The following is a 25,847-nucleotide window of genomic DNA, read 5'->3' as shown; positions in this document are numbered from 1 at the left end:
GCCCGTCAGCGCGGCGACCTGCCGGGGTCGGGGACGACGACCCGCTCGTCCCCGACCCCCCCGGCCAGCGGCCCTGGCCCGCACACTGTGGGTGTGAACAGCAGTTCCTCGGCGAGCGCCGACGGGACGGCGACGCCGAGGCGGTTCCCGCAGTCGGTCTACGGGGTGGGCGAGGAGCCCGACCCCCGGTTCACCCTGGCCAACGAGCGCACCTTCCTGGCCTGGATCCGCACCTCGCTGGCGCTGTCGGCGGCCGGGGTGGCGCTGGAGGCGCTCGAGCTGCCGATCGCCGAAGGGCTGCGGCTGGCCTGCGCGCTGGTGCTCATCGGGCTCGGCCTGCTCGCCCCGCTGCAGGCGTGGCTCGGCTGGACGGCGACGGAGAGGGCGCTGCGCCGGGGGCGGCCGCTGCCCTCGCCCCGGCTCGCGCCGGTGGTCGCCCTGGGCACCCTGGTCGCGGGTGTGCTGCTCGTGCTCGGGCTGCTGCTGCGGTGAGCGAGCAGGTCTTCGACCGCGGCCTGCAGGCCGAGCGGACGGCGCTGGCCTGGCGGCGGACCGCGCTGGCGATGGCCGTGGCGGCGGTCGGGGCCGGGCGGCTGGCGGCGCCGGTGATCGGCGTGCTCGCCGTCGTCCTCGCCGCCGTCGGACTGGTGCAGGCGGCGTTCGTCGGCTACCGGGCCGAGCGGCGCTACCGGTCCGTGCACGCCTCGCTGACCACCCGCGGCGACCTCGGCGGGGCCCGCGCCGGCGGGCTGCCGATCGCGGCCCTGGCCCTCAGCGGCGTCGCCGTCGGGCTGCTCGCGCTGGCGTTCGCCCTCGGCCCGGGCCTCTAGATCCCCAGCACCCTCGACATCTCGGCGCGCAGCTCGTCGAGCTCGTCCTCGCCGCGGCCGCGGGCGGCGATGATCCCGGCGTCGTCGTGCACCGGGACGACCGTCTCCAGGTAGGCCTTGAGCTTCGGCTCGGTGCCGCTGGGGCGCACGATCACCCGGACGCCGTCGCCGAGCAGCCGCACCCCGTCGACCGGCGGCTGCGCGCTGAGCAGGTCGGTGAACTCCACCGGCCGGCCCAGCAGGGTGGCCGGCGGGGCGGTGCGCAGCCGCTCCATCGCCTGCCCGATCAGCGACAGGTCGTCCACCCGCACCGACAGCTGCCCGGTGGCGAACAGCCCGTGCTCGCGTGCCAGCTCGTCGAGCCGGTCGAGCAGCGTGCGGCCGTCGGCCTTGAGCTCGGCGGCCAGCAGCGCCACGGCCAGGGCGGCGGAGATGCCGTCCTTGTCCCGCGCCACCGACGGCGCCACCGAGTAGCCCAGCGCCTCCTCGTAGCCGAACACCAGCGGCTCCTCCTCGGAGCCCGCCCGCATGATCCACTTGAAGCCGGTCGGCGTCTCCGCCGACGGCACGCCGTGCGCCTCGGCCAGCGCGTGCAGCAGCGACCCGCTCACCAGCGACGACGCGTACGTCCCGCGCACGCCGCGGCGGAGCAGCCAGTCGGCCAGCAGCGCGCCGGTCTCGTCGCCGGTCAGCTGCCGGCCGCCGCAGACGACGGCGCAGCGGTCGGCGTCGGGGTCCTCGGCGATCGCGACGTCGGCGCCGATCCGCTCGGCCAGGGCCTTCAGCCGGTCGGACGCGCCCAGCTCCTCCGGGTTCGGGAAGGCCACCGTCGGGAACGCCGGGTCGGGCCGGTCCTGCTCCGGCACGCTCACCGGCGCGGCCAGCCCCGCCGCGGCGAACACCGCCCGGGTCGTGTCGGCGCCGACCCCGTGCATGGCCGTGTAGGCGACGACCAGCGACTCCCGGCCCGGCACGCGCTCGGGCTCGAGCGCGGCCACCACCGCGGCCACGTAGTCGTCGACGATCGCGTCGGGCAGGGTCAGCCAGTCGTCGCCGCGCGGCACGTCCCTCGCCGCGCCGACGGCGGCGATCGCCGCCTCGATCCGCGCGTCGGCGGGTGGCACCAGCTGCCGGCCGTCGCCCAGGTAGACCTTGTAGCCGTTGTCGTCGGGCGGGTTGTGGCTGGCGGTCACCATCACGCCGGCCACGCACCCGAGGTGCCGGACGGCGAAGGACAGCACCGGCGTCGGCAGCGCCCGCGGCAGCACCTGGACGGCGAACCCCGCGGCGGTGAGCACCTCGGCGGTGATCCGCGCGAACTCGTCGGAGCGGCGGCGGGCGTCGAAGCCTACGACCACGCCGCCCCCGGTGCGCCCCTCCTCGGCCAGGTACGCGCCGAGCCCCGCGGCCGCGCGGGTCACCACGGCGGCGTTCATTCCGGCCGGCCCGGCGCGCAGCGGTCCGCGCAGCCCCGCCGTCCCGAACGTCAGCGGGCCGGCGAACCGCCGGCCCAGCTCGTCGAGGTCCCGGGCCCCGATCAGCGCCTCGATCTCGGCCCGGTCGCCGGCGTGCGGGTCGTCGTCGGCCCAGGCGCGGGCGACCGCCAGCAGCTCGCTCACGGTTCCTCCCGCGCCGCTGCCCGCGCCGCGACGACGTCGGCGTCGAGGGCGGGCAGCGTGTAGTCGCCGCCGACGCGCGCGTGCACGGGGTCGGCCGGGTCGGGCTCGCCGTACGCCTCGATCAGCGCCTCGGCGTACACCTCGGCGTCGTCCTGCGGCTCGTAGCCCAGCGCCCGCGCGGCCGAGAGGTCCCACCAGTTGCGGGTGTTCGCCGAGACGCCCCAGACCACCACGAAGCCGGGAGAGGGCGCGCGCAGCGCCGCGTCGAACAGGGCCACCGAGTCGTCGGGGGACAGCCAGGTGGCCAGGTGCCGGGTGTTCGTCGGCTCGGGGAACGCGCTGCCGATCCGCAGGCAGACCACGTCCATGCCGTACCGGTCGGCGTAGAGCGAGCCGAGTGCCTCCATTGTCACCTTGGCGACGCCGTAGTACGTGTCCGGCCGGGGCGGGGCGTCCTCCTCGCGCAGCAGGCCGTCGGCCGGGCGCGGGGTGAAGCCGGTGGCGTGGTTGCTGCTGGCCAGCACGACGCGGGGGACGCCGGCCCGGCGCGCGGCCTCCAGGGTGGCCCAGGTGCCGTCGATGTTCGCCCGGCTGATCGCCGGCCAGGTCGACTCCCCGACGACGCCGGCCAGGTGCACCACCGCCGACGCGCCCTCGGTGGCGTCGACCATCGCGGCCAGGTCGGCGACGTCGGCGACGACGTGCTCCTCGCCCGGCCGGGTGTCGACGATCGGCACGAGGTCGAGGCAGCGCACCGCCCAGCCGCGCTCCGGCAGGCCGCCGCGCAGCACCGTGCCGATGCGCCCGGCCGCGCCGGTGAGCAGCACCGGCCCGCTCATGCGGGCAGCCGCCCGATCAGCTGCACCAGGAACTCGCCGAGCCGGCCGGCCGCGGCCTTGCCGGCGGCCAGCACCTCCTCGTGGTCGAGCTTCTCGCCGGTGATGCCCGCGGCGGCGTTGGTGACCATCGACAGGCCGAGCACCTCGAGCCCCGCCGCCCGCGCCGCGATCGCCTCCAGCGCGGTGGACATGCCGACCAGGTCGGCGCCGAGGGTGCGCAGCATGCGGATCTCGGCCGGCGTCTCGTAGTGCGGTCCGGGCAGCGCCGCGTACACGCCCTCGGTCAGCGACGGGTCGAGCTCGCGGGCCAGCGCGCGCAGCCGCGACGAGTACAGGTCGGTGAGGTCGACGAACGTCGCACCCACCAGCGGCGAGGTGGCCGTCAGGTTGAGGTGGTCGGCGATCAGCACGGCCTGGCCCACCCGGTGCTCGGGCGCCAGCCCGCCGGCGGCGTTGGTGAGGACGACCGTGCGCACCCCGGCCGCGGCGGCGGTGCGCACGCCGTGCGCGACCGCCTGCACGCCCCGGCCCTCGTAGAGGTGGGTGCGGCCGAGGAAGAGCAGCACCCGCCGGTCGCCCACCTGCACCGAGCGCACCTGCCCTCCGTGCCCGACGGCGGTGGGGGCGGCGAAGCCGGGCAGGTCGCCGATCGCGACCGAGGCGAGCGCGGGGCCGAACGCGTCGGCCGCGGGCGCCCAGCCCGACCCCATGACGACGGCGACGTCGTGCCCCTCCCCGAGGGCGGCGGCGAGCGCCTGCGCGGCCGAGGCGGCGAGGGCGGCGGGATCTGGGGCGGCGGGCTGGGTCACGCGGGGACGCTAACGCAGGCCCTCCGGGCCCGGCCGCGGTCCTATCGTTCGCGCATGCGGTTCGCGGTCATCGGACCGCTGGAGGTCCGGACCCCGGACGCGGCCCCGGTCGCCGTGCCCGGCGCCAAGGAGCGCCTGCTCCTGGCCGTGCTCGCCGCGGGCGCGCCGGCCGTCGTGGGCACCGACCGGATCGTCGAGTGCCTGTGGGACGGCGCCCCGCCGCCCACCGCCCGCAAGTCGCTGCAGGCGCACGTCGTCCGCCTCCGCTCGGCGCTGGAGCCGGGGCGGCCCAGGGGCTCCAGCGGCCGCTACGTCGTCCGCCGCGGCCCGGGCTACGCGCTCGCCGTCGACCGCGCGGACCTCGACGCGCTGCACTTCGGTGACCTCGCCGGCCGCGGCCGCGCCCGCCTGGCCGGGGGCGCCACCGACGAGGCCGAGTCGCTGCTGGGCGCCGCCCTCGGGCTCTGGCGCGGGGACCCCTACGGCGACTGGCCCGACGCACCGTTCGCCGAGGCCGAGCGCCGCCGGCTGGGCGAGGTGCGCTCGGCCGCGCTCGCCGCCCTGCTCGAGGCCCGCCTCGCGCAGGGCCGGCACGCCGAGGTCCTGCCCGACCTGCGCCGGATGGTCACCGAGGAGCCGCTGCAGGAGGAGTGGTGGCGCCTGCTCATGCTGGCCCTCTACCGCTCCGGGCGGCAGGCCGACGCGCTCGGCGCCGCCCGGCAGGCCCGGGCGCTGCTCGCCGAGGAGCTCGGTGCCGCGCCGGGCCCCGCGCTGCGCGCCATGGAGGCGGCCGTCCTCGCGCACGACCCGGCCCTGGACGCGCCCCCCGGTCCGGTCGTCGTCCGCGAACCGCCCCGCGCCGCCGCTGGGGGCTGCCCCTACAAGGGGCTCGCGGCCTACCAGCCCGACGACGCCCCGCTGTTCCACGGCCGCGACCGCATGGTGCGCACGCTGGTGGCGCGGCTGGTCGACGCCGAGCTCGTGGTGGTGTCCGGGCCCAGCGGCGCGGGCAAGAGCTCCGTCGTCCGGGCCGGTCTGGTGCCCGCGCTGGCCGCGGGCGCCGTGCCCGGCAGCGACCGGTGGCGGCCGGTGGTGGTCACCGTCGGGGCCGACCCCGTCGACCTGCTCGCCGAGCTCACCGGGGAGACACCGCCCGACCGGCCGGTCGTCCTCCTCTGCGACCAGGCCGAGCAGCTGTGGGCGCCGACCGTGGACGCGGCGGAGCGCACGGCGTTCCTCGACGCCGTCCTCGGCCTGCTCGACGACGGCGTCGTGGTGCGCTGCGTGCTCGTGCTGCGCGGCGACTCCGTCGGGCGCCTGGCCGAGCACACGGCTCTCGCCGAGCGGCTGGGCGGCGCGATCGTGCTGGTCCCCCCGCTGCGCGAGCCCGAGCTGCGCGACGTCGTCGTCGAGCCGGCGCGGGCGGTGGGGCTGACCGTCGACCCGGAGCTCGTGGACGCCGTCGTGCACGACGTGCTGGGCCGCTCGGCCGCGCTGCCGCTGCTGTCCACCGCGCTGGTCGGCACGTGGGAGCGCCGGCGCGGCGACCGCCTCGACCTGGCCGGGTACCTCGCCGCCGGCGGCGTGGCCGGCGCGCTGACCCGCGTCGCCGAGGAGGCCCACCGTGCGCTCGACGAGGGGGACCGGCGGCTCGCCCGCGCGGTGCTGGTCCGCCTCGCCGACACCGACGAGGGCGGCGCCTACGTGCGGCGGACGGTCCCGCTCGCCGAGGTCCGCGGGGCCGGGGCCGACGCCGCGGCCCGGGAGCGGGTCGTGGAGACCTTCGTGGCCCGGCGGCTGCTCACCGTGGACGCCGACCGGCTCGAGGTCGCCCACGAGGCGCTGTTCACGGCCTGGCCGCGCCTGACCCGGTGGCTGGAGGAGGACGCCGCCGGACGGGCCGTCCGCCGGCACCTCGCCCCCGCCGCGCGGGAGTGGGCCGGTGGCGGGCGGCCGCCGGAGGAGCTCTACCGCGGGGCGCGGCTGGCCGCGGCGCTGGACTGGGCCGCGGGGGCGGACGCACACCCGACGGCCCTGGAGGAGGAGTTCCTCGCCGCGTCGCAGCGGCAGGCCGAGGCGGAGCTGGAGGAGGCCCGCGAGCAGGTCGCGCGGGAGCGGCGAGGCCGGCGGCGGACCCGCCGGCTGGCCGCGGGCCTCGCGGCGGTGCTCGTGCTCGCCCTCGTCGCGACACTGCTCGCCGTCCGCTTCCAGCGGGTCGCCGACGCCCGTGCCGGCGAGGCGGAGAGGATCGCCCGGACGGCCGACGCCAACCGGCTGGCGACGCTGTCGGCGGCCGAGGACCGCCTGGACCTGTCGCTGCTCACCGCGGCGCAGGCGGTGCGGCTGGCCCGGACGCCCGAGGCGGAGGACCAGCTCTTCGGCACCCTGGCCGCCCACCAGCGGGCGGTGGGTGCGGTCGCCCTGCCCCGCCCGTTCCGGGACGGCGTCGTCGGCGGCCGGACCCTCTTCCTCGACGAGGGGACGCACCTCGCGGCGTCGCCGGTGAGCTCGTCGGGGCCGGTCCCGGCCCCCCGCGGCATCGGGACCTGGGCCGGGTGGCTGGTCGCGGACGGCTCACCGACCGACGACCAGCTGGTCGCCGCGGGGACCGACATCTACGGCGACTGGTGGCTGCGGCTGCTCTCGGCCGACGGGGAGACGCGCCGGCTGGTCCAGGGCGCCGCGGACGGCCGGCGTCCCGTCGCGGTGTCCTTCACGGGGGACGGCAGCCGGGTCTCCGTCCTGCTCACCACCGAGGGGGACCGGCCATCCGTGAGCCTGGCGGAGTACGAGCCGGCCACCGGGGCCGCGCGGCAGACCGACCTCGGCGTGGTGCCCCCCGGCGCCGCCGCCGTCGCCGCCGACGTCTCCGACGACGGCCGGACCGCCGTGGTCTTCGACCCGTCCTCCGCCGCGGCCGGGGCCGTCCTCGTCGACCTGGCCGACGGGCGGCAGGTCCCGCTCCGGACCGCCGGCCGCGCGGCGGCCGGCACCGGCTTCCGGGCACTGGGGCCCGGCGCCGCCCAGATGTGGTCCGACGGCCAGGTGACGCTCTACGGCGCCGACGGCCGGCCCGTGCAGCAGGTCGGGCAGAGCAGCGCCCCCGTCCTCGACGTCGTCCGCGCGGGCGACGGCACGTGGGCGGCGACCGTCGGCGCCGGCGGTGTCGTGACGCTGTGGACCGTCGACGCCGCCTCGGGGGAGTGGCGGGCGGGGAGCTCGGCGGTCGCGCACGCCGGCGAGGTGCGGCGGGCCGAGGTCACCGGGGACGGCCGGAACCTGGTCACGCTCGGCACCGACGACCGGCTGGTCGTCTGGGCCCCGACGCCGGACGGTGGTTTCGGCGCGGTCGTGGAGCCGCACGGGGACGTGCGCCTGGCCGGCCGTCCGCACACCGTGGAGCCCGGCCGGCTCGTCGTCGCGCCGAGCGTGCGGCTCGCCGGCGATCCGGCCGGGCCCGTGGCGGTGGCCGCCGCCTTCCTCGACCCGCGCACCGGCGCCGTCGTCGAGGAGGTCCCCGTCGGCAGCGTCGAGCAGGGCGCGGCGCCCGAGCGGATCCCCCTGGCAGTCAGCCCCGACCGCCGTCGGGTGGCGATCAGCACCGGCGTGGCCACCACGGTCCTCGACACCGGCACCCGCGAGCCCGTCGGGGAGCCGATCGTCGTCCCGGCCGGGGCCGACGGCTCGACCGACGTCGTCGACTGCCTGGCCTGGGTGTCCGGGTCCGAGCTCGTGCTGTGCGTGCCCGGCGACTCGCTCACCCCGCCGTCGCACGCACTGGTCCGGGTGGACGTCTCCGACGGCGAGGAGCTCGGGCGGGTGCAGTACTCAGCGGCGGGCGAGTTCCTGGCCCTCAGCCCGGACGGTCGCTCGCTGGCCGTGAGCAACCTGCAGGAAAGCGGCGTGCAGCACGGGCAGGTCTTCCTCGTCGACCCGGTCGACCTCGTGGCGATCACCACGCTCGAGTTCGAGGGGCCGGACGTCCCGACCGACATGGCGTTCTCCGCGGACGGCCGGTGGCTGGCCATCACCGGCCGATCGGGCGACCTGTTCGTCGTGGACGTGCGGACGTGGGAGGGGACGCAGTACCCGCTCGTCGCCGGGGCGCCGCTGGAGCAGGTGGAGTGGCTGCCCGACGACCGGACCCTGGCGGTCGCGACGTCCGCGGGGACGGTGTCGCTGTTCGACGTCGCCCGCGGGCAGCTGCGGGCCCCCGCGCTCCCGATCGGCGACGACGGCGGGGCGTCCCGGCTCTGGCTCATGCCGGTGGCGTCGGACGAGCTGGTGGCGATCGGGGGCGCCGACCCGGGACGGCGCTGGCCGCTCGACCCGGCGGTCTGGGTCGAGCAGGCCTGCGCCGTCGTCGGCCGCGACCTGACGCGCACGGAGTGGGAGCGGTACCTCCCCGACCGCCCGTACGCGGCCACCTGCAGCGACCTCGGCTAGCACGGGTAGCGGAGGGCCTCGTCGCGGTAGAGGAACCAGCAGCTGTCCCAGCCGGTCGGCTCGACGAGCTCCAGCCGGCCGCAGGTGATGTCGACGACCAGCCCGCGGTACTGGGTGACGAACACGTAGTCGCCCTCCTCGACGCCGAGGGGCAGCTGCGCGGGCGGGTCCTGCACGGTGTCGCACTCCTCGGCGGCCGGGGCGGCGGCGACCGCGGTGGCGGCGGGGACGACGGCGCCGGCCAGGCCGATGGCGGCGGCGAGGGTGAACAGGGCGGCGGACCGTCGGCTGGTGCGCATGACCATCAACTCCTGGGATCGATCGCCGGGCCGTTCCCGGCGGCGTCCCCAGGACAGGGCCGGGCGGTTGCGGGGCGGCCCGCGCGCGGTTGCGGTCCGGTTGCGGTGCCGCGCCGGCCTGCTGCACACCCGCCACAGCTGTCCCGGCCGGGCGTGTGCGGCCGGGGTGCGGCGCCCGCGCGTCGCACCATTCCGCCCGTGCAGCGCATCGAGATCGACGGCGTCCCGGTCTTCTCCGCACCGGGGCCGGACCGCATCACCGCCGTCCTCACCTTCGGGGTGGGCCTGCGGGACGAGACGTTCGCGACGGTCGAGGTCACCCACCTCGTCGAGCACCTGGTGATGGGCACGCTGCCCAAGTCGCACCTGCAGTGCAACGCGATGGTCGACACCGACCTCACCGCCTTCTACGCCACCGGGCGCCCCGACGCCGTCCGCGCCTTCCTCGAGTCGGTCTGCCGGGCGATCAGCGACCTGCCCACCGACCGGATCGCGCTGGAAGTGGGCGTGCTGCAGGCGGAGAACTGCTCCGGCTCGCACCCCACCGTGGCCGCGCTGCTCGGCGCCCGGTACGGCCTGCGCGGTCCGGGGCTCACCGTCGCGCAGGGTCCGGGACCGCAGTTCCTCGGCGAGGAGACCGTCCGCGCCCACGCCCGCCGCTGGTTCGTCCGCGAGAACGCCGCGCTGTGGTGCCACGGCGAGCTGCCGGCGGGGCTGTCGCTGCCGCTGCCCTCGGGTCCCCGGCCGCAGCGGCCCGTCACGGAGCCGCGCTGGCAGCCCGGGCCGGTCTGGTCGCAGGCGCCGATGGGCGAGGGCGCCGGCCTGCTGCTGGCCGCGCCGCCGCGCGACCACGCGCTCAACGTGGGGCTGCACGTGCTCTCGGGTCGGCTGACCGACGTCGCCCGGACCGAGCGCGGGCTCAGCTACTCCACCGGGGTCGAGGTCCTCGACGTCTCGGCCGACCGGCGGGAGAGCGCCCTCTACGTCGACGCCCGCGAGGGCCAGGCCGCCGAGGTCGGCCGCATCCTCTGGGAGCAGTTCGCCGCCCTGTGCCGCACCGGCCCCACCCCGGAGGAGCTGGCGCACGTGGTGACCGGGCTGGCCGAGGAGTTCGACGCCGACGAGGACGCCTTCGTCTGCGGCGAGCTCGGCGGGGCCGCCCTCTGCGAGCTCGGGCCGGTGCCGTTCCTGCCCGCCGACGAGGCGCTCGCCGCCTGGCGGGCGGTCACCCCCGAGCAGGTCGCCGCCGCGATGCGCGCCGCGGCCGGCTCCGCGGTGCTCGTCGTCCCGCAGGGCACCGTGCTGCGCACCTCGATCGGCGGCATCGAGCAGCGGCCGTTCTGCGGGGTGGTCCCGGTGGCCCCGGAGGGGCGGGAGTTCCGGCCCTCGGCCCTCAAGCGGGTGCGCGACCGCGCGGCCCGGGTCCGGCTCGTCGTCTCCGACGCCGGCCTCGCCGACGTCGACGCCGACGGCGACGTCCACTTCACGCCGTGGGAGGGCATCGAGGCCGTCGTCCCCTTCGACCGGGGCGAGGGCTTCTCGGTGATCACCCGCGAGATGTGCGTGATCCCCGTCGACCCGGCGGTGCAGGGGCGCGGCGCGGTGGCCGCGGTCCGCGACCGCCTGCCGGAGCGGGTCTGGGTGCGCCGTCCGGCGCCGGTCGCCGACGTCCCCCGGACGGCGGTACCCGCCCGCTGACCAGGCCGAGGCAGGGGATCGTCCTTAGACTTTCGGGGTGCAGATCCCGTTCGAGTCCTCGGAACGCGCCAGCCTCGGCGTGGAGTGGGAGCTGCAGCTCGTCGACCGGCGGACCCGCGAGCTCACCGCCGGTGCGGTCGAGATCCTCGAGGAGCTCCGTCCCGAGGGTGCGGCCGAGCACCCCAAGGCCAAGCACGAGCTGCTGCAGTCCACGATCGAGATCATCACCGGCATCTGCGGCACGGTGGCCGAGGCCAAGGAGGACCTGGCCGGCACCCTCACCGAGGTGGTGGCCGCGGCCGACCGGCGGGGGCTGGGCCTGATGTGCGCGGGCACCCACCCGTTCACCGACTGGCAGACCCAGCAGATCTCGCCCAAGGAGCGCTACCTCGAGCTGGTCGAGCGGATGCAGTGGCTCGCCCGCCGGCTGCAGATCTTCGGGGTGCACGTGCACGTCGGCGTCCGCGCACCGGAGAAGGCCATCCCCATGGTCAACGCGCTCACCCAGTACGTGCCGCACTTCCTGGCGCTCTCGGCGTCCTCGCCGTTCTGGAAGGGCGCCGACACCGGGCTGGCCTCGGCCCGCAGCAAGGTGTTCGAGAGCATGCCGACCGCCGGGCTGCCCTACCAGCTGTCCGGCTGGGACGAGTTCGAGACCTACATGGAGACCCTGATCTCCACCCACGCCATCGAGAGCGTGCGCGAGGTCTGGTGGGACATCCGGCCGCACCCCAACTTCGGCACCGTCGAGCTGCGCATCTGCGACGGCCTGCCGACGCTCGACGAGATCGGCGCCGTGGCCGCGCTCTCGCAGTGCCTGGTCGAGCAGTTCGACAGCCAGCTCGACCGCGGCTACACGCTGCCGACACCGGCGAGCTGGGTGCTGCGGGAGAACAAGTGGCGGGCGGCCCGGTACGGCCTCGACGCCGACATCGTCGTCGACGAGAAGGGCACCGTCCGGCCGGTGCGCCAGGCGATCCTCGACCTGGTGGAGGACCTGGCCCCGACCGCGCGGCGGCTGGGCTGCTCGGCCGAGCTCGCCGACGTCGAGCGGGTGCTCGCCGTGGGCGCCTCCTACCAGCGGCAGCGCGCGGTCGCCGCCGCGCACGACGGCGACCTGACCGCCGTCGTCGACAGCCTCGTGACCGAGCTCAGGGACGGGCTCCCCGCACCGCAACCGAGCGGGATGGCCTGATGGACGGGGTCGTCGAGAAGCTGGGCGCCGGCGTCGACGACTGGGTGCGGGACCGCCACTCGCAGCTGGTCGCCACGCGGCGGCACCTGCACGCCCACCCGGAGCTGGCGTTCGCCGAGTTCGAGACGACGTCCTTCCTCGAGCAGCGGCTGCGCCAGGCGGGGCTCTCGCCGCGGCGGCTGCCCACCGGCACCGGGCTGGTGGTCGAGGTCGGCTCCGGGGCACCGACGGTCGTGCTGCGGGCCGACATCGACGCGCTGCCGCTGCACGACCTCAAGGACGTGCCCTACGCCTCCACCAAGGAGGGGCTCTGCCACGCCTGCGGCCACGACGTGCACACCACCGTCGTCCTCGGGGTGGCGCTGGCGCTGGCCGAGGCCGACGGGGTGCCCGGCACCGTGCGCTGCGTGTTCCAGCCGGCCGAGGAGACCGTGCCCGGCGGCGCCACCGAGGTGGTCGCGGCCGGCGTGCTCGACGGGGCGTCGCGCGCGTTCGCGCTGCACTGCGACCCGTCGGTGCCCGCCGGCAAGGTCGGGCTGCGCACCGGCGCCATCACCGCCGCCTGCGACCGCATGGACGTCGCGCTCATGGGCCCCGGTGGGCACACCGCCCGCCCGCAGCTCACCGTCGACCTGGTCGACGCCCTCGGCCGGCTGATCACCGAGGTGCCGTCGCTGCTGTCCCGGCAGGTCGACCCGCGCGCCGGCATGTCGCTGGTGTGGGGTGCGGTCAACGCCGGCATCGCGGCCAACGCCATCCCGCAGCGCGGCCACCTGCGCGGCACCGTGCGGGTGCTCGACCGCGAGGCGTGGAAGGACGCCGAGGAGCTGCTGCGCTCCCTCGTCGAGCGGGTGGCGGCCACCACCGGCGCCCAGGTGGACGTCGACTACGTGCGCGGCGTGCCCCCGGTGGTCAACGACCCCCGCTCGGTCGCGCTGCTGCGCGCCGCCGCGCTGGAGACCGTGGGCGCCGACGGCGTGGTGGCCTCGCCGCAGAGCATGGGCGGGGAGGACTTCGGCTGGTTCGCCGACGTGCTGCCGATCGCGCTGGCGCGGCTGGGCACGCACGGCGGCGGGCCGGCGCTGGACCTGCACCGCGGCACGTTCGACGTCGACGAGCGGGCCATCGGCGTCGGCGTCCGGATGCTCGCCCGGACCGCGCTGCACGCGCTCGCGGCCGACTCCGGCCCGGCGCGCACCGGCAAGCGGGCGCCGGGGGACAGCCCGTCGCGGCGGGACGACGAGCCGAGCGGGGCCGAGCGCGCGGCGGGTTGACCCCCCGCGCGGACGTGACGCACGTCTCGCCGCGACACTGCCATTCCCGGACACACTGCTTGCGGAGTGCCGTCGACGAGAGGCGGGAATTCGACGATGAGTTCCGACCCCCAGCACCCGGCCGGGGCCGACGTGCCCGCCGAGCACGAGGTCCCCGACGAGCTGGTGCTCGCCGGGGAGTTCCCGGCGGCCACCCGCGACGAGTGGCGCCGGCTCGTGGCCGGCGTGCTGCGCAAGACCGGCCGCACCGAGCTGCCCGACCCGGTCGAGGACGCGCTGCGCCGCACCGTCGCCACCGGCGTCGCGGTCGCGCCGCTCTACACCCCGGAGGACGCCGCCGACCTGCCGTCGGCCGTCGGGGTGCCGGGGCTGGCGCCCTTCGTGCGCGGCGCCCGGGCCGGCGCCGGGTCGAGCGAGGTGCCCGGCGGCTGGGACGTGCGCCAGCGGCACGCGCACCCCGACGTCGCCGTCACCCGGGAGGCGGTGCTCGCCGACCTGGAGAACGGCGGCACCTCGCTGTGGCTGGTCCTCGGCGAGGGCGCGATCCCGGTCGACGCGCTGCCGGAGGTCCTCGCCGACGTCCTGCTCGACGTCGCGCCGGTGAGCGTCTCCGGGGGCCGTCCGGCCGCCGAGGCGTTCCTGTCCCTGGTCGAGGGGCGCACCGACCTCGCGCCGGGCGGCTCGCTCGGCCTCGACCCGCTCGGCGACCTCGCCGCGTCGGGCCGGGAGCAGGACCTCGCCGGGCTGGCCGACCTCGCCCGCCGCGCGGCGCCGCTGGGCCTGCGGGCGGTCACCGTCGACGCCACCGTCTTCGCCGACGCCGGCGCCTCGGCCGTGGAGGAGCTCGGCTGCTCGCTGGCCGCCGGGGTGGCCTACCTGCGGGCGCTCACCGAGGGCGGGCTGCCGGTCGACGAGGCGTTCCCGGCGCTGGAGTTCCGCTACTCCGCGACCGCCGACCAGTTCACGACGATCGCCGCGCTGCGCGCCGCCCGGCGGCTGTGGGACCGGGTGGGGGAGGCCTCGGGCGCCGCGCCCGACGTCCGCGCCCAGCGCCAGCACGCGGTCACCTCGTCGGTGATGACGACGCGGCGCGATCCCTGGGTGAACATGCTGCGGACGACGGTGGCCTGCTTCGCCGCCGGCGTGGGCGGCGCCGACGTCGTCACGGTGCAGCCGTTCGACGCCGCGCTCGGGCTGCCCGACAGCTTCTCCCGCCGGATCGCCCGCAACACCCAGAACCTGCTCATCGAGGAGGGGTCGCTGGCCCGCGTGCTGGACCCGGCCGGCGGTTCCTTCTACGTCGAGTCGCTCACCGAGGACCTCGCGCAGGCCGCCTGGGCGTGGTTCACCGAGATCGAGCGCGCGGGCGGGCTGTCGGCCGCGCTGGCGTCGGGCCTGGTCCGCGACCGGATCGCCACGGCGTGGTCGGAGCGGCAGCGGCGGCTGGCCGAGCGCAGCGACGCGATCACCGGCGTCAGCGAGTTCCCGAACCTGGCCGAGAGGCTGCCCGAGCGGGCCCCGGCCGCCGACCCGCGACCCACCGGGGGGCTGCCGCAGGTGCGGGCGGCGCAGGGGTTCGAGGCCCTGCGGGACGCCGCCGACGCCGCCGAGCGCCGGCCGGCCGTGTACCTGGCCACGATCGGCCCGGTGGCCCGGCACACCGCCCGCGCGACCTTCGCGGGCAACCTGTTCCAGGCCGGTGGGATCGCGACGCCGGCCGGCGACGGCGCCACCGGCTTCGCGGAGGCGGCGACGACGGTGGCCTGCATCTGCGGCACCGACGACGACTACGCCGCGTCGGCCGCCGCGCTCGCGGAGGAGCTGAGGGACGCCGGCGCGGGTGCCGTCTGGCTCGCCGGCCGACCGTCGCTCGGGGTGGACGGCGTCGACGGGTACGTGTACGCCGGGTGCGACGCCCTCGACACCTTGCACACGGTCTTCGAGCAGCTGGGAGTGCAGCGATGAGCGCGATCCCCGACTTCGGGAACCTGGAGCTCGGCCGGCCGTCGTCGTCGGCGTCGGCCGACGACTGGGCCAAGGCGTTCGAGGAGGCCACCGGCCGCAGCGTGGCCGAGGCGACCTGGGAGACGCCGGAGGGCATCGCCGTCCCCCCGCTGTACACCCCGGCCGACCTCGAGGGGCTGGACTTCCTCGGCACCTACCCGGGCATCGCGCCCTACCTGCGCGGGCCCTACCCGACGATGTACACGACCCAGCCGTGGACGGTCCGCCAGTACGCGGGCTTCTCCACAGCCGCGGAGTCCAACGCGTTTTACCGGCGCAACCTGGCCGCCGGGCAGAAGGGCCTGTCGATCGCCTTCGACCTGCCCACCCACCGCGGCTACGACTCCGACCACCCGCGGGTCGTCGGCGACGTCGGCATGGCGGGTGTGGCGATCGACTCCATCCTCGACATGCGCCAGCTCTTCGACGGCATCCCGCTGGACCGGATGACCGTGTCGATGACCATGAACGGCGCCGTGCTGCCGGTGATGGCGCTCTACATCCTGGCGGCCGAGGAGCAGGGGGTGGCGCCGGCGCAGCTGGCCGGGACCATCCAGAACGACATCCTCAAGGAGTTCATGGTCCGCAACACCTACATCTACCCGCCGAAGCCGTCGATGCAGATCGTCAGCGACATCTTCGCGTTCACCTCGCAGCAGATGCCGCGGTTCAACTCGATCTCCATCTCCGGCTACCACATCCAGGAGGCGGGGGCGACCGCCGACCTGGAGCTGGCGTACACGCTGGCCGACGGGGTCGAGTACGTGAAGGCGGGCAAGGACGCCGGGCTGGACGTCGACGCGTTCGCCCCGCGGCTGTCGTTCTTCTGGGCGATCGGCATGAACTTCTTCATGGAGGTCGCCAAGCTGCGCGCCGCCCGGCTGCTGTGGGCGCGGCTGATGAAGGAGGCCGGCGCCCAGGACCCGAAGTCGATGTCGCTGCGCACCCACTCGCAGACCTCGGGCTGGTCGCTGACGGCGCAGGACGTCTACAACAACGTCGTCCGCACCTGCCTGGAGGCGATGGCCGCCACCCAGGGGCACACCCAGTCGCTGCACACCAACGCCCTCGACGAGGCGCTGGCGCTGCCCACCGACTTCTCCGCGCGGATCGCCCGAAACACCCAGCTGCTGCTGCAGCAGGAGTCGGGGACGACGCGGGTCATCGACCCCTGGGGCGGGTCGGCATACGTGGAGAAGCTGACCTACGACCTGGCCCGCGCCGCGTGGGCGCACATCCAGGAGGTCGCCGAGCACGGCGGCATGGCGCAGGCGATCGACGACGGCATCCCGAAGCTGCGCATCGAGGAGGCCGCCGCCCGCACCCAGGCCCGCATCGACGCCGGCATCCAGCCGGTCATCGGCGTCAACAAGTACCGGGTCGCCGCCGACGAGGCGGTCGAGGTGCTGCGGGTCGACAACGCGCAGGTGCTGGCCGAGCAGAAGGCGAAGCTCTCGCAGCTGCGCGCGTCGCGGGACTCCTCCGCCGTCGAGGCGGCGCTGCGGCGGCTCACCGACGCCGCCCGCGCGGCGGCGGAGGGACGGCGGGGCTCGTCGCTGGACGACAACCTGCTGAAGCTGGCGGTCGACGCCGCCCGGGCGCAGGCCACCGTCGGCGAGATCTCCGACGCGCTGGAGGCCGTGCACGGCCGGCACGCCGCCCAGGTGCGCACCATCTCCGGTGTGTACCGCGACGAAGCAGGGGCGTCGGAGCCGGTCGAGGCCGCCCGGCGGCTGGCCGAGGAGTTCGAGGAGGCCGAGGGGCGCCGTCCGCGGATCCTCGTGGCCAAGATGGGCCAGGACGGCCACGACCGCGGTCAGAAGGTGATCGCGACCGCGTTCGCCGACCTGGGCTTCGACGTCGACGTCGGCCCGCTGTTCCAGACGCCGGAGGAGGTCGCCCGGCAGGCGGTGGAGGCCGACGTGCACGTCGTCGGCGTCAACTCGCTGGCCGCCGGCCACCTCACGCTGGTGCCGGCGCTGCGCGACGCGCTCGCCGAGCTCGGCGCCGACGACGTGCTGATCGTCGTCGGCGGCGTCATCCCGCCCGACGACGTGCCGACCCTGCTGGAGATGGGCGCGGCCGCGGTCTACCAGCCGGGCACGGTCATCGCCGAGGCGGCGCAGGACCTGCTGAAGACCCTGTCCGAGCGTCTTGGCCACTGACGTCGCCGCCCTCGCCGAGGGGGTGCGGGCCGGGGACCGGCGGGCGGTGTCGCGCGCGATCACGCTGGTCGAGTCGCGGCGGGCCGACCACCGCGAGGCCGCGCAGGAGCTGCTGGTCGCCCTGCTGCCGCACGCGGGCGGCGCGCGGCGGGTGGGCATCAGCGGGGTCCCGGGCGTCGGCAAGTCGACGTTCATCGACCAGCTCGGGGTGACCCTGACCGGCGCCGGGTCGAAGGTGGCGGTGCTCGCCGTCGACCCGTCGTCCGCCCGGTCGGGTGGGTCGATCCTCGGCGACAAGACCCGGATGAGCCGGCTGTCGGTCGACCCCGACGCGTTCATCCGGCCGTCGCCGACCTCGGGCACCCTCGGCGGGGTCGCGCAGGCCACCCGGGAGTCGATGGTGGTGGTCGAGGCGGCCGGCTACGACGTCGTCCTGGTCGAGACGGTCGGCGTGGGGCAGTCGGAGATCGCCGTCGCCGAGATGGTCGACTCCTTCCTCTTCCTCACGCTGGCCCGCACCGGCGACCAGCTGCAGGGGATCAAGCGCGGCATCCTCGAGATCGCCGACGTCATCGCGGTGAACAAGGCCGACGGGCCGGGGGAGACCGACGCGCGCTCGGCCGCCCGCGAGCTGTCCCAGGCCATCCGGCTGCTGCGCGGGCGCGGCGGTGCGTGGGACGTGCCGGTGCTCACCTGCTCCGGGCTGACCGGCGCCGGCCTGGACGAGGTCTGGGCGAAGCTGGTCGAGCACCAGGACCACGGCCGCGCCTCCGGTGCGTTCGACGAGAAGCGCCGCACGCAGCAGGTGCGCTGGACCTGGCAGCTGGTCCGCGACGGCCTCGAGCACCGGCTGCGCGCCCACCCCGGCGTCAAGGCGCTGGCCCCGGACCTGGAGAAGTCCGTCCTCGCCGGCGAGCTCACCCCCGCCCTCGCCGCGAAGCAGCTCCTGGAGACCTTCCTCGGCGAGTGACTTCCCCCACGATCATGGAGTTCGGGAAGCGACACACCGCGGTCTCCCCGCATGTCGCTTCCGGAACTTCATGATCGTCGCGGATCCACAGGGCGCGGCCTCGTCCACACAACTCGCCAGCCCGGGCTGGGACGTGGCCGTGCTCCGCAGCCTCGGGGCGTGGACTTCGCGCTGTACCGGACCATCGCCCGCCAGGGCGGCGTGTTCACCGTCTCCCAGGCCCTCGACAGCTGTTCGGACGCCGAGGTCCGGCGGCTGGTGCGCTCCGGCCGCTGGCGAAGATCCCGGTGGCGGGGCGTGCTCGTCGACGGCGACGTCCCCGATTCGTTCGCCGTCCAGCTGCACGCGGCGTCGTTGCTGGTCGGCCCCGACCTGGTCGCCTGCCATTCGACGGCGGCGCGCCTCTGGGACTTCGACGTCCTGGGCGACGACACCCTGCACTTCCTCGGACCGCCGGAGCTGGTGAACAGGTCCCGCCCCGGGATCCGGGTGCACCCCTCCAGCCTCGGCACCGATGACGCCGTCCTGGTCGACGGGATCTGGTGCACGCCCGCCGCCCGGACCGCCTGCGACGTCGTCCGCACGACCCCACCGATCGACGGCCTCGCGACCCTGGACGCCGCCCTGGCCTCCGGCTTCTGCCGCAGGGAGGACCTCGTAGTCGCTGCCGAGGCCCAGGCGGGCCTGCGGCATGTCGTGCGCCTGCGCCGGCTGGTGCCATGGGCCGATCGACGGGTGGACTCGGCGATGGAGTCGCGCATGCGCTGGCGCTTCCTCGACGCGGGCTTTCCGTCCCCGGACCTGCAGGTGAGAGTGCCGGCCGAGGGCCGGGCCCGGTGGATCGACCTCGGTTGGCGCGAGGAGCGGGTGGGCGCGGAGTTCGACGGCCAGGAGGCGCACATGACGTCCGAGCAGCTCCGCGACGACCGGCGGCGGCACAACTGGCTCACCGAGAACGGCTGGACCCTGCTGCACTTCACCGGGCACGACGTCTACCGCTCCCACCGGCAGATGCTCGCCGTCACCGCCCGCGCCCTGCGGCTCCCGCCCCGCTCGTGGCGAATCACGGACGATCAGAAGGCGGTGCGGCAGTCCCGGGAGCGCAGCTCGCTGACGTAGTCGTCGGGGGCGCCGGCGGCCTCGGCCGCATCGGCGATCGCGCCCAGGTGGCGGGCCGAGGGCAGGCCGCCCTCGAACGCGTCGAGGGCGTAGACGTAGGCGACGACGTCGCCGTCGAGGGTGTGCACCCGCAGGTGCAGCTTGCGGTAGAGGCCGTGGTCGGCGCCCTCCCAGGCATCGAGCGTGCGCTCGTCCGCCTCGGTCAGGTCGTAGAGCGCGACGTAGACGCCGGGCGCGGTGTCGTCCGGGACCAGGGTGGCCAGAGCACCCTCCCAGCCGAACTCCTCGGCCCCGAACGTCAGCCGCCAGCCACGGATCCACCCGGTCCCCGCGTGCGGGGACGCCGGGCAGCGCCGGCGCATCTGCTCGGGGTCCATGTTCGACCCGTAGGCGGCGTAGAGGCCCATCGCCGCCGAGGGTATCGGGGTCGGTGCCGACGGCCGATCACCGCAACGGGGACAATGGCGACGACGTCCGCACCGCCTTCCGGGGGAGTACCACCCATGACCCGCATCGTGATCATCGGCGGCGGCCCGGCCGGCTACGAGGCCGCGCTGGTCGCCGCCCAGCTCGGTGCGCAGGTCACCGTCATCGAGAAGGACGGCATGGGCGGGGCGAGCGTGCTCACCGACTGCGTCCCGTCGAAGACGCTCATCGCCGCCGCCGGGTCGATGACGTCGGTGCGCGACTCCGCCGTCCTGGGGCTGCGCGGTGCCGACCCCGACGCGATCGGCCTCGACCTGGCCACCGCCAACCACCGCGTGAAGAACCTGGCCATGGCGCAGTCGGCCGACATCCACGCCCGGCTGACCGGTGAGGGCGTGCGGATCGTCCCGGGCCGCGGCCGGCTGGCCGACGACGTGCCGGGCCTGGCGGCGCACGAGGTGGAGATCCTCGGCGACGACGGGTCGGTGCTCGACGAGATCGAGGGCGACGTCGTCCTGATCGCCACCGGCGCCGACCCCCGGGTGCTGCCCGGCGCCGAGCCCGACGGCGAGCGGATCCTCGACTGGCGCCAGGTCTACGAGCTCGAGGAGCTGCCGGAGCACCTGATCGTGGTCGGCTCCGGCGTCACCGGCGCGGAGTTCGCCTCCGGCTACCTGGAGGCCGGCGTCCCGGTCACGCTGGTCTCCTCCCGCGACCGGGTGCTGCCCGGCGAGGACTCCGACGCCGCCGAGGTGCTCGAGCAGGTCTTCCAGTCCCGCGGCGGGCGGCTGGAGCGCGGCCGGGCCGCCGGGGCGCAGCGCACCGAGAAGGGCGTCTCGGTCTCGCTCACCGACGGCCGCACGGTCGAGGGCTCGCACGTGCTCATGACGGTCGGCACCGTGCCGAACACCGCCGGCCTCAACCTCGACTCGCACGGCGTGCAGGTGACCGGGTCCGGGCACGTCGTCGTCGACCGGGTCTCGCGGACGACGGTGCCGGGCATCTACGCCGCCGGTGACGTGACCGGTGTCTTCCAGCTGGCCTCCGTCGCCGCGATGCAGGGCCGGATCGCCATGTGGCACGCGCTGGGCGAGGCGGTGGCCCCGATCCGGCTGCGCACCGTCGCCGCCAACGTGTTCACCCACCCCGAGATCGCCACCGTCGGGCTCCAGGAGAAGGCGCTGCCCGAACACCCCGACGTCGAAGCGGTCCGGCTGCCGCTGGCCACCAACGCGCGGGCCAAGATGAGCGACCTGCGCGACGGGTTCGTCAAGCTGCACGCCCGCCGCTCGACCGGCGTGGTCGTCGGCGGCGTCGTCGTGGCGCCGGGGGCCTCCGAGCTGATCCTGCCGATCGCCCTGGCGGTCACGAAGGGCCTCACCGTCGCCGACCTGGCGAACACCTTCGCCATCTACCCGTCGCTGTCCGGGTCGATCACCGAGGCCGGCCGGCGGCTCATGGGTCTGGACGACGACCTGATCTGAGCGGGGCGCCCGCGACCCGCGGGGCGGCTGGGGCGAACGAGGCGCGGATTCGGCTCAAGTCCGTGCCGACCGCTGTCGAACCCGCCGATGACGGAGGGGATGTCTTCTTCCCCGCGCCGCTCCGCCGTCCGCCTGCTCGCCGCCCTCGCGGTCGGCGCCGGCGTGCTGCTGCCAGCGGCGCCCGCCGCCGCCGACGACCCGGCCGCGCCGGCCGTCGTCGGTGAGCTCGTCCGGGCCTGGCCCGAGGAGGCCGACCCGGCCGCCGAGCACGCCTCGGAGGAGCCGCTGTCGTTCGTCCGCACCGCCGAGGGCGGGTCCGTGCGGGTGGCCACCGAGGACCTGGCCGACGTGCCCGCGGGCGCCACGGTCTCCGTCTCCGTCGGCGACGAGGTGGCCGACGAGGCCGCCGACGAGGGCTACGAGCCGGCGTTCGAGGTGCTCGACAGCGACGTGCTCCGCCGCCCGGCGGCGGTCGCGCCCGCCACCGGGGCCCTGACCAACCAGGTGACCGTGGCGATGGTCGTGCCGGCCGGCGGCGAGCGGGACGGCGCCGCCCTCGCCCAGCTCGTCGGCGCGGTCGACGGCCCGGTCGCGCGGTTCTGGTCGCAGCAGACCGGCGGCGCGGTGCGGCTCGGCGTCACCGCGGCGCACGACTGGATCACCACCGACGCCGGCTGCCAGGACCCCACCGCCCTCTGGACCGAGGCGGCGCGCCGCGTCGGTTTCCAGCCCGGGCCGGGCCGTCACCTGGTGCTCTACGTCAGCAGCCGCCCCGCCGCCCTCCCCGGTTGCTCCTACGCGCTCGGCCAGGTGGGCGCGGGGACCGGCGCCGGCGGCGCCGTGTACGTCCGCGACCTCCTGCCGACCGTGATCGCCCACGAGCTGGGCCACAACTTCGGGCTGGGCCACTCCTCGGGCCTGCAGTGCGACGGCGCCGTGGACACCGGCACCTGCCGCACCCAGGGCTACCGCGACTACTACGACGTCATGGGCGCCTCCTGGGCCCAGGTCGGCGCGCTCACCGCCGTCCAGGCCGCCCAGCTGCAGGTGCTGCCCGCCGCCGCGGTCGCCGACGTCGTCCCCGGCAGCGCCACGACCTCCCACGCGCTCGCCCCGCTGGCGGGCGCCGACGGCACCCGCGCGCTGCGGCTGACCGCCACCGACGGCACCTCGTACTGGCTCGAGTACCGCGCGGCCACCGGGCAGGACGCCTGGCTCGGCTCGCGCGACAACCGCTTCGGCCTCGAGGCCGGCGTCCTGCTGCACCGGGTCGGGACCTTCCCCGACACGTCGCTGCTGCTCGACGCGACGCCGTCGGCGTCCGGCGGCTGGGACCGCGACCTGCAGGCCGCGCTGCCGGTCGGCGTCGCCGTCCCGGTGGGCGGCGGGGCGTTCACCGTCACCGTCGAGGCCGTGGGGCCGGCGGGCGCCACCGTGACCGTCGCGGCGGCACCGGGCGTCGCCGCCCCCGCCGCCCCGCCCGCCGCGCAGCCCGGCGGGGTGCTGCCGGGTGCGCCGGCCGCAGCCGCCGTCCCGGGCCAGGCGGCGGCCGCGGCACCGGCCGGCGCGGCCGCCGAGGCCGGGACGCCCGCCGAGGTGCAGGCGGCGCCGGAGCCCGCGCCGGTGCAAGCGGCGACCGCCGGCAGCGCGCCCGCCGACAGCCCCGCGCTCACCGAGGCCGCCGAGTCCTCCGGCACCGCCACCATGACCCGCGTCCTGGCCATCGTCGTCATGGGCGTCTTCGCGCTGCTCCTCGCCGGGGCGACGGTGCTGCAGAAGCGCTCGCGCCGCTGATCCACCGATCGGGCGAACCCGTTCAGGAGGCCGGTCCGGTCTGCCGATGACGGAGAACGGTTCCCCCGCCGCCAAGGAGCTCGTGTGCTGCCCAGTCCCCGCCGTCCGTGGTCCCGCCGCGCGGTGCTGCTGGCGGCTGCCCTCGCGCTGCCGGTCGTGGGGCTGCCCGCCCTGGCGCAGGCCGAGGACGACCCGGCCGCCGGCGGCACCGTCGTCGGCACCCTGGTCCAGGCCTGGGCCGACCCGGAGGACCCGCACGACGAGTCCGCGCACGGCGACGACGCCCTGCTCACCTGGGTCGAGCCCGAGGTGGGCGAGGCGGTCCGGGTGCCCACCGACGACCTGCAGCGCGAGCTGGACGACGTCGCCGTCGGCGCCACCGTCTCGGTGACCCTCGGCGACGAGGTCGAGGACGTCGCCGCCGACCAGCAGGGCCTCGACGAGGCGCGCGAGGTGCTCGCCGCCGAGGTCGTGGCACCGGCAGCACCCGAGGCCCCCGCGCCGACCGCCCCGGCCGCCGCGGTCACCGACTGGGTGACCGTGGTGATGATGTCCCTGCCCGACGCCGCGCCCGACGCGCGCACGCCCGAGGACGTCAGGAGGGCGGTCGAGGGCCCGGTCAAGGAGTTCTGGGCGGCGGAGAGCAACGGGGCCGTGCAGCTCGGGGTGAGCGCCACCTACGACTGGGCGCCGGCGACCGTCGACTGCTCCGACCCGACCGCGCTGTGGGACCAGGCCGTCGCCCGGACCCGGGCGGCGGGCGCCGAGTGGCAGCGGACGACGGGCCAGCACCTGCTCGTCTACCTGCCGCAGAACGCGCCCGGGTGCTCCTACGGGCTCGGCGAGATCGGCAGCGGCCTGCACTCCGCCGGGCGGATCTACGTCACCGACACGGCCACCTCGGTGATCGCCCACGAGCTCGGCCACAACTTCGGCCTGGGGCACTCGTCGGGCCGGCTGTGCAGCGGGGCGGTCGACACCGGCACCTGCCGCACGGTGTCCTACCGCGACTACTACGACGTCATGGGGATCTCCTGGGACCAGGTCGGGTCCCTCACGGTGGGGCAGGCCGCCCGGATCGGCCTGCTGACCCCGGGGGAGCAGCAGACGGTGACCTGGGGCGCCGCGCCCACGACGGTGACCCTGAGCCCGGTGTCGGGGCGGACGGGCACCCGCGGCGTGCGCCTGGCGGGTCCCGACGGCTCCGTCTACTGGCTGGAGTACCGGCCGCCCGGCGGCCGGGACGGCTGGCTGGGGACGTCGGCCAACTGGCCGCGGCTGCAGTCCGGCGTGCTCCTCCGCCAGCAGCAGGGCGGGTGGAACGACACCTCCCTGCTCTTCGACGCGACGCCCACCACCTCCTCCTCGGACATGCAGGTGGCCCTGCCCGTCGGGCAGACGGTCACCCTCGGCTACGGGACGTTCCGGATCACCGTGGCCGGCACCCCCGGGGCGACGGCCACCGTGCAGGTCACCACCGGGCCGAGCCTGCGGACCTGGACGGCGGCCACGAACCGGCTGCCCCTGGCGAACTGGGAGGTCGCGTCGGTCTCGGGGACGACGCTGACGCTCGGTGGCTGGGCGCTCGACCCCGACTCGCCGTCCTGGTCGGGTCAGGTGCACCTCTACCTGGACGGCGGGGCGACGGTGCTGACCGCCGACGGGAACCGGCCCGACGTCGGCGCCGCGTTCCCCCAGGCCGGCAACGCGCATGGGTTCCAGTGGTCGGCGCAGGTCGCGCCGGGGATGCACACCGCCTGCCTCTACGCGATCGACGTGCAGGCCGGGTGGGCGAACACCCCGCTCGGGTGCCGGCAGCTCGCGGTGGGCATGACGCCTCCTCAAGCGAACTGGGAGGTCCTCTCCGTCTCGGGCACGACGCTGTCGGTCGGCGGCTGGGCGTTCGACCCGGACGCCCCGACCACGCCGACGCAGGTGCACGTCTACGTCGACGGTGCCGGCACCGCGCTGACGGCGAACGGCTCGCGGCCCGACGTGGGCGCGGCCTTCCCGCACGCCGGGCCGGCCCACGGGTTCACCTGGTCGACCACGCTCGCCGCGGGCGGGCACACCGTGTGCGCCTACGCGATCGACAGCCAGTTCTCCTGGCTGAACACCTCGCTGGGCTGCCGCCAGGTCAGCGTGGCGACGACGCGGCCGACGGCGAACTGGGAGGCCATGACGACGGCGGGGACGACGCTGTCGGTGGTGGGTTGGGCGGTCGACCCGGACACCCCGACCACGCCGACGCAGGTGCACGTCTACGTCGACGGCGCCGGGACGGCGCTGACCGCGTCCGGTTCGCGTCCGGACGTGGGCGCGGCCTTCCCGCAGTGGGGACCCGACCACGGCTTCAGCTGGTCGACCGGCGTGGCCCCGGGCGGGCACACCGTGTGCGCCTACGCGATCGACAGCCACTTCTTCTGGATGAACACGTGGCTGGGCTGCCGGCAGGTCACGGTGGCGATGACGCGCCCGTCCGGCAACTGGGAGGTCGCGTCCGTGTCGGGCACGTCGCTGACGGTGGCCGGCTGGGCGGTGGACCCCGACTCGGCGACCGCGCCGGCGGAGGTGCACGTCTACGTCGACGGCGCCGGCACCGCCCTGACCGCCGACCGGGCCCGGCCCGACGTGGGCGCGGCCCTGCCGCAGGCGGGACCCGACCACGGCTTCGCGTGGACGACCACGCTGGCGCCGGGGGCGCACTCGGTCTGCGTCTACGCCATCGACCGCGAGGTCGGCTGGTGGAACACCTCGCTCGGCTGCCGCACCGTTCACGTCTGACCCGCGCGCGACGAACGGGAACGGATCCGACCGGTACGTTCCGCGAGGCGGTCGCCACGGTGTGCTTCCCGCTTCCAGCTCTCGAGGGGTCG

Annotated in this window: 18 protein-coding genes; 13 read left to right on the top strand and 5 right to left on the bottom strand. The window is 76.2% G+C overall.

The window, feature by feature from the left end; all coding sequences use genetic code 11:
- Window positions 1-93 precede the first annotated feature (93 nt).
- Both ACI8AF_RS07015 and ACI8AF_RS07010 read left to right on the top strand, forming a co-directional pair.
- Window positions 94-492, top strand: a complete 399-nt coding sequence (locus ACI8AF_RS07015; protein ID WP_456538971.1) for a YidH family protein — start codon at window positions 94-96, stop codon at window positions 490-492.
- On the top strand, window positions 489-830 hold the full coding sequence (locus tag ACI8AF_RS07010; RefSeq protein ID WP_456538970.1) for a DUF202 domain-containing protein: 342 nt from the start codon (window positions 489-491) through the stop codon (window positions 828-830). The genes ACI8AF_RS07015 and ACI8AF_RS07010 overlap by 4 nt, the downstream gene beginning before the upstream one ends.
- Here ACI8AF_RS07010 and ACI8AF_RS07005 read toward each other — a convergent pair.
- The 3 genes from ACI8AF_RS07005 to ACI8AF_RS06995 are packed head-to-tail and all read right to left on the bottom strand — an operon-like array spanning window position 827 to window position 4,097.
- Window positions 827-2,449 (bottom strand): phospho-sugar mutase, encoded by a 1,623-nt coding sequence (locus ACI8AF_RS07005; protein WP_456538969.1) that lies wholly within the window; start codon window positions 2,447-2,449, stop codon window positions 827-829. The two genes, ACI8AF_RS07010 and ACI8AF_RS07005, sit on opposite strands and share 4 nt — an antisense overlap.
- A complete protein-coding gene (locus ACI8AF_RS07000) occupies window positions 2,446-3,288 on the bottom strand; it encodes an NAD-dependent epimerase/dehydratase family protein (RefSeq protein WP_456538968.1) in 843 nt (280 codons plus the stop codon). The genes ACI8AF_RS07005 and ACI8AF_RS07000 overlap by 4 nt, the downstream gene beginning before the upstream one ends.
- Window positions 3,285-4,097 (bottom strand): purine-nucleoside phosphorylase, encoded by an 813-nt coding sequence (locus ACI8AF_RS06995; RefSeq protein ID WP_456538967.1) that lies wholly within the window; start codon window positions 4,095-4,097, stop codon window positions 3,285-3,287. Before ACI8AF_RS06995 ends, ACI8AF_RS07000 begins: the two co-directional genes overlap by 4 nt.
- 54 nt (window positions 4,098-4,151) lie before the next feature.
- On the opposite strand from ACI8AF_RS06995, the gene ACI8AF_RS06990 reads away from it, so the two are divergent.
- Entirely contained in the window at window positions 4,152-8,543 is a 4,392-nt protein-coding gene (locus tag ACI8AF_RS06990) for an nSTAND1 domain-containing NTPase (RefSeq protein WP_456538966.1), read from the top strand.
- Here the strand turns inward: ACI8AF_RS06990 and ACI8AF_RS06985 are convergent.
- Window positions 8,540-8,842, bottom strand: a complete 303-nt coding sequence (locus ACI8AF_RS06985) for a hypothetical protein (RefSeq protein WP_456538965.1) — start codon at window positions 8,840-8,842, stop codon at window positions 8,540-8,542. The genes ACI8AF_RS06990 and ACI8AF_RS06985 overlap by 4 nt on opposite strands.
- Before the next feature lie 198 nt (window positions 8,843-9,040).
- On the opposite strand from ACI8AF_RS06985, the gene ACI8AF_RS06980 reads away from it, so the two are divergent.
- The 7 genes from ACI8AF_RS06980 (at window position 9,041) to ACI8AF_RS06950 (ending at window position 19,267) form a co-directional block, all read left to right on the top strand.
- Entirely contained in the window at window positions 9,041-10,540 is a 1,500-nt protein-coding gene (locus ACI8AF_RS06980; RefSeq protein WP_456538964.1) for a M16 family metallopeptidase, read from the top strand.
- 37 nt (window positions 10,541-10,577) lie between these two features.
- Window positions 10,578-11,735, top strand: coding sequence for a glutamate--cysteine ligase (locus ACI8AF_RS06975; RefSeq protein WP_456538963.1), 1,158 nt, complete (start codon window positions 10,578-10,580; stop codon window positions 11,733-11,735).
- Window positions 11,735-13,009: an amidohydrolase gene (locus ACI8AF_RS06970; RefSeq protein WP_456538962.1), complete on the top strand. Its 1,275-nt coding sequence runs from the start codon at window positions 11,735-11,737 to the stop codon at window positions 13,007-13,009. The genes ACI8AF_RS06975 and ACI8AF_RS06970 overlap by 1 nt, the downstream gene beginning before the upstream one ends.
- Window positions 13,010-13,105: 96 nt before the next feature.
- Window positions 13,106-14,974: a methylmalonyl-CoA mutase subunit beta gene (locus ACI8AF_RS06965; RefSeq protein ID WP_456538961.1), complete on the top strand. Its 1,869-nt coding sequence runs from the start codon at window positions 13,106-13,108 to the stop codon at window positions 14,972-14,974.
- On the top strand, window positions 14,971-17,178 hold the full coding sequence (gene scpA, locus ACI8AF_RS06960) for a methylmalonyl-CoA mutase (RefSeq protein ID WP_456538960.1): 2,208 nt from the start codon (window positions 14,971-14,973) through the stop codon (window positions 17,176-17,178). Before ACI8AF_RS06965 ends, scpA begins: the two co-directional genes overlap by 4 nt.
- Window positions 17,168-18,148, top strand: a complete 981-nt coding sequence (gene meaB, locus ACI8AF_RS06955; RefSeq protein WP_456538959.1) for a methylmalonyl Co-A mutase-associated GTPase MeaB — start codon at window positions 17,168-17,170, stop codon at window positions 18,146-18,148. Before scpA ends, meaB begins: the two co-directional genes overlap by 11 nt.
- A gap of 159 nt (window positions 18,149-18,307) precedes the next feature.
- On the top strand, window positions 18,308-19,267 hold the full coding sequence (locus ACI8AF_RS06950) for an endonuclease domain-containing protein (protein WP_456538958.1): 960 nt from the start codon (window positions 18,308-18,310) through the stop codon (window positions 19,265-19,267).
- Here the strand turns inward: ACI8AF_RS06950 and ACI8AF_RS06945 are convergent.
- Window positions 19,222-19,674: a gamma-glutamylcyclotransferase family protein gene (locus ACI8AF_RS06945; RefSeq protein WP_456538957.1), complete on the bottom strand. Its 453-nt coding sequence runs from the start codon at window positions 19,672-19,674 to the stop codon at window positions 19,222-19,224. The two genes, ACI8AF_RS06950 and ACI8AF_RS06945, sit on opposite strands and share 46 nt — an antisense overlap.
- A 54-nt stretch (window positions 19,675-19,728) precedes the next feature.
- Here ACI8AF_RS06945 and ACI8AF_RS06940 point away from each other — a divergent pair, with 54 nt between their 5' ends.
- The 3 genes from ACI8AF_RS06940 (at window position 19,729) to ACI8AF_RS06930 (ending at window position 25,755) form a co-directional block, all read left to right on the top strand.
- Complete coding sequence (locus ACI8AF_RS06940) at window positions 19,729-21,177, top strand: NAD(P)H-quinone dehydrogenase (protein WP_456538956.1); 1,449 nt, start codon at window positions 19,729-19,731, stop codon at window positions 21,175-21,177.
- 99 nt (window positions 21,178-21,276) lie between these two features.
- Complete coding sequence (locus ACI8AF_RS06935; protein ID WP_456538955.1) at window positions 21,277-22,971, top strand: reprolysin-like metallopeptidase; 1,695 nt, start codon at window positions 21,277-21,279, stop codon at window positions 22,969-22,971.
- 84 nt (window positions 22,972-23,055) lie between these two features.
- Window positions 23,056-25,755, top strand: coding sequence for a zinc-dependent metalloprotease family protein (locus ACI8AF_RS06930; protein WP_456538954.1), 2,700 nt, complete (start codon window positions 23,056-23,058; stop codon window positions 25,753-25,755).
- Window positions 25,756-25,847: the final 92 nt, after the last annotated feature.

The organism is Blastococcus sp. SYSU D00669, from assembly GCF_054050715.1.
Note: the sequence above shows the minus strand (reverse complement) of the source record. Positions and strands in the feature narration are given on the sequence as shown.

Coding starts and splice junctions, on each gene's coding strand:
- ACI8AF_RS06965 (WP_456538961.1), top strand. CDS start 13,106: ATGAGTTCCGACCCCCAGCACCCGGCCGGGGCCGACGTGCCCGCCGAG.
- ACI8AF_RS06945 (WP_456538957.1), bottom strand. CDS start 19,674: ATGGGCCTCTACGCCGCCTACGGGTCGAACATGGACCCCGAGCAGATG.
- ACI8AF_RS06990 (WP_456538966.1), top strand. CDS start 4,152: ATGCGGTTCGCGGTCATCGGACCGCTGGAGGTCCGGACCCCGGACGCG.
- scpA (WP_456538960.1), top strand. CDS start 14,971: ATGAGCGCGATCCCCGACTTCGGGAACCTGGAGCTCGGCCGGCCGTCG.
- ACI8AF_RS06985 (WP_456538965.1), bottom strand. CDS start 8,842: ATGCGCACCAGCCGACGGTCCGCCGCCCTGTTCACCCTCGCCGCCGCC.
- ACI8AF_RS07000 (WP_456538968.1), bottom strand. CDS start 3,288: ATGAGCGGGCCGGTGCTGCTCACCGGCGCGGCCGGGCGCATCGGCACG.
- ACI8AF_RS06940 (WP_456538956.1), top strand. CDS start 19,729: ATGGCGACGACGTCCGCACCGCCTTCCGGGGGAGTACCACCCATGACC.
- ACI8AF_RS06970 (WP_456538962.1), top strand. CDS start 11,735: ATGGACGGGGTCGTCGAGAAGCTGGGCGCCGGCGTCGACGACTGGGTG.
- ACI8AF_RS06935 (WP_456538955.1), top strand. CDS start 21,277: ATGTCTTCTTCCCCGCGCCGCTCCGCCGTCCGCCTGCTCGCCGCCCTC.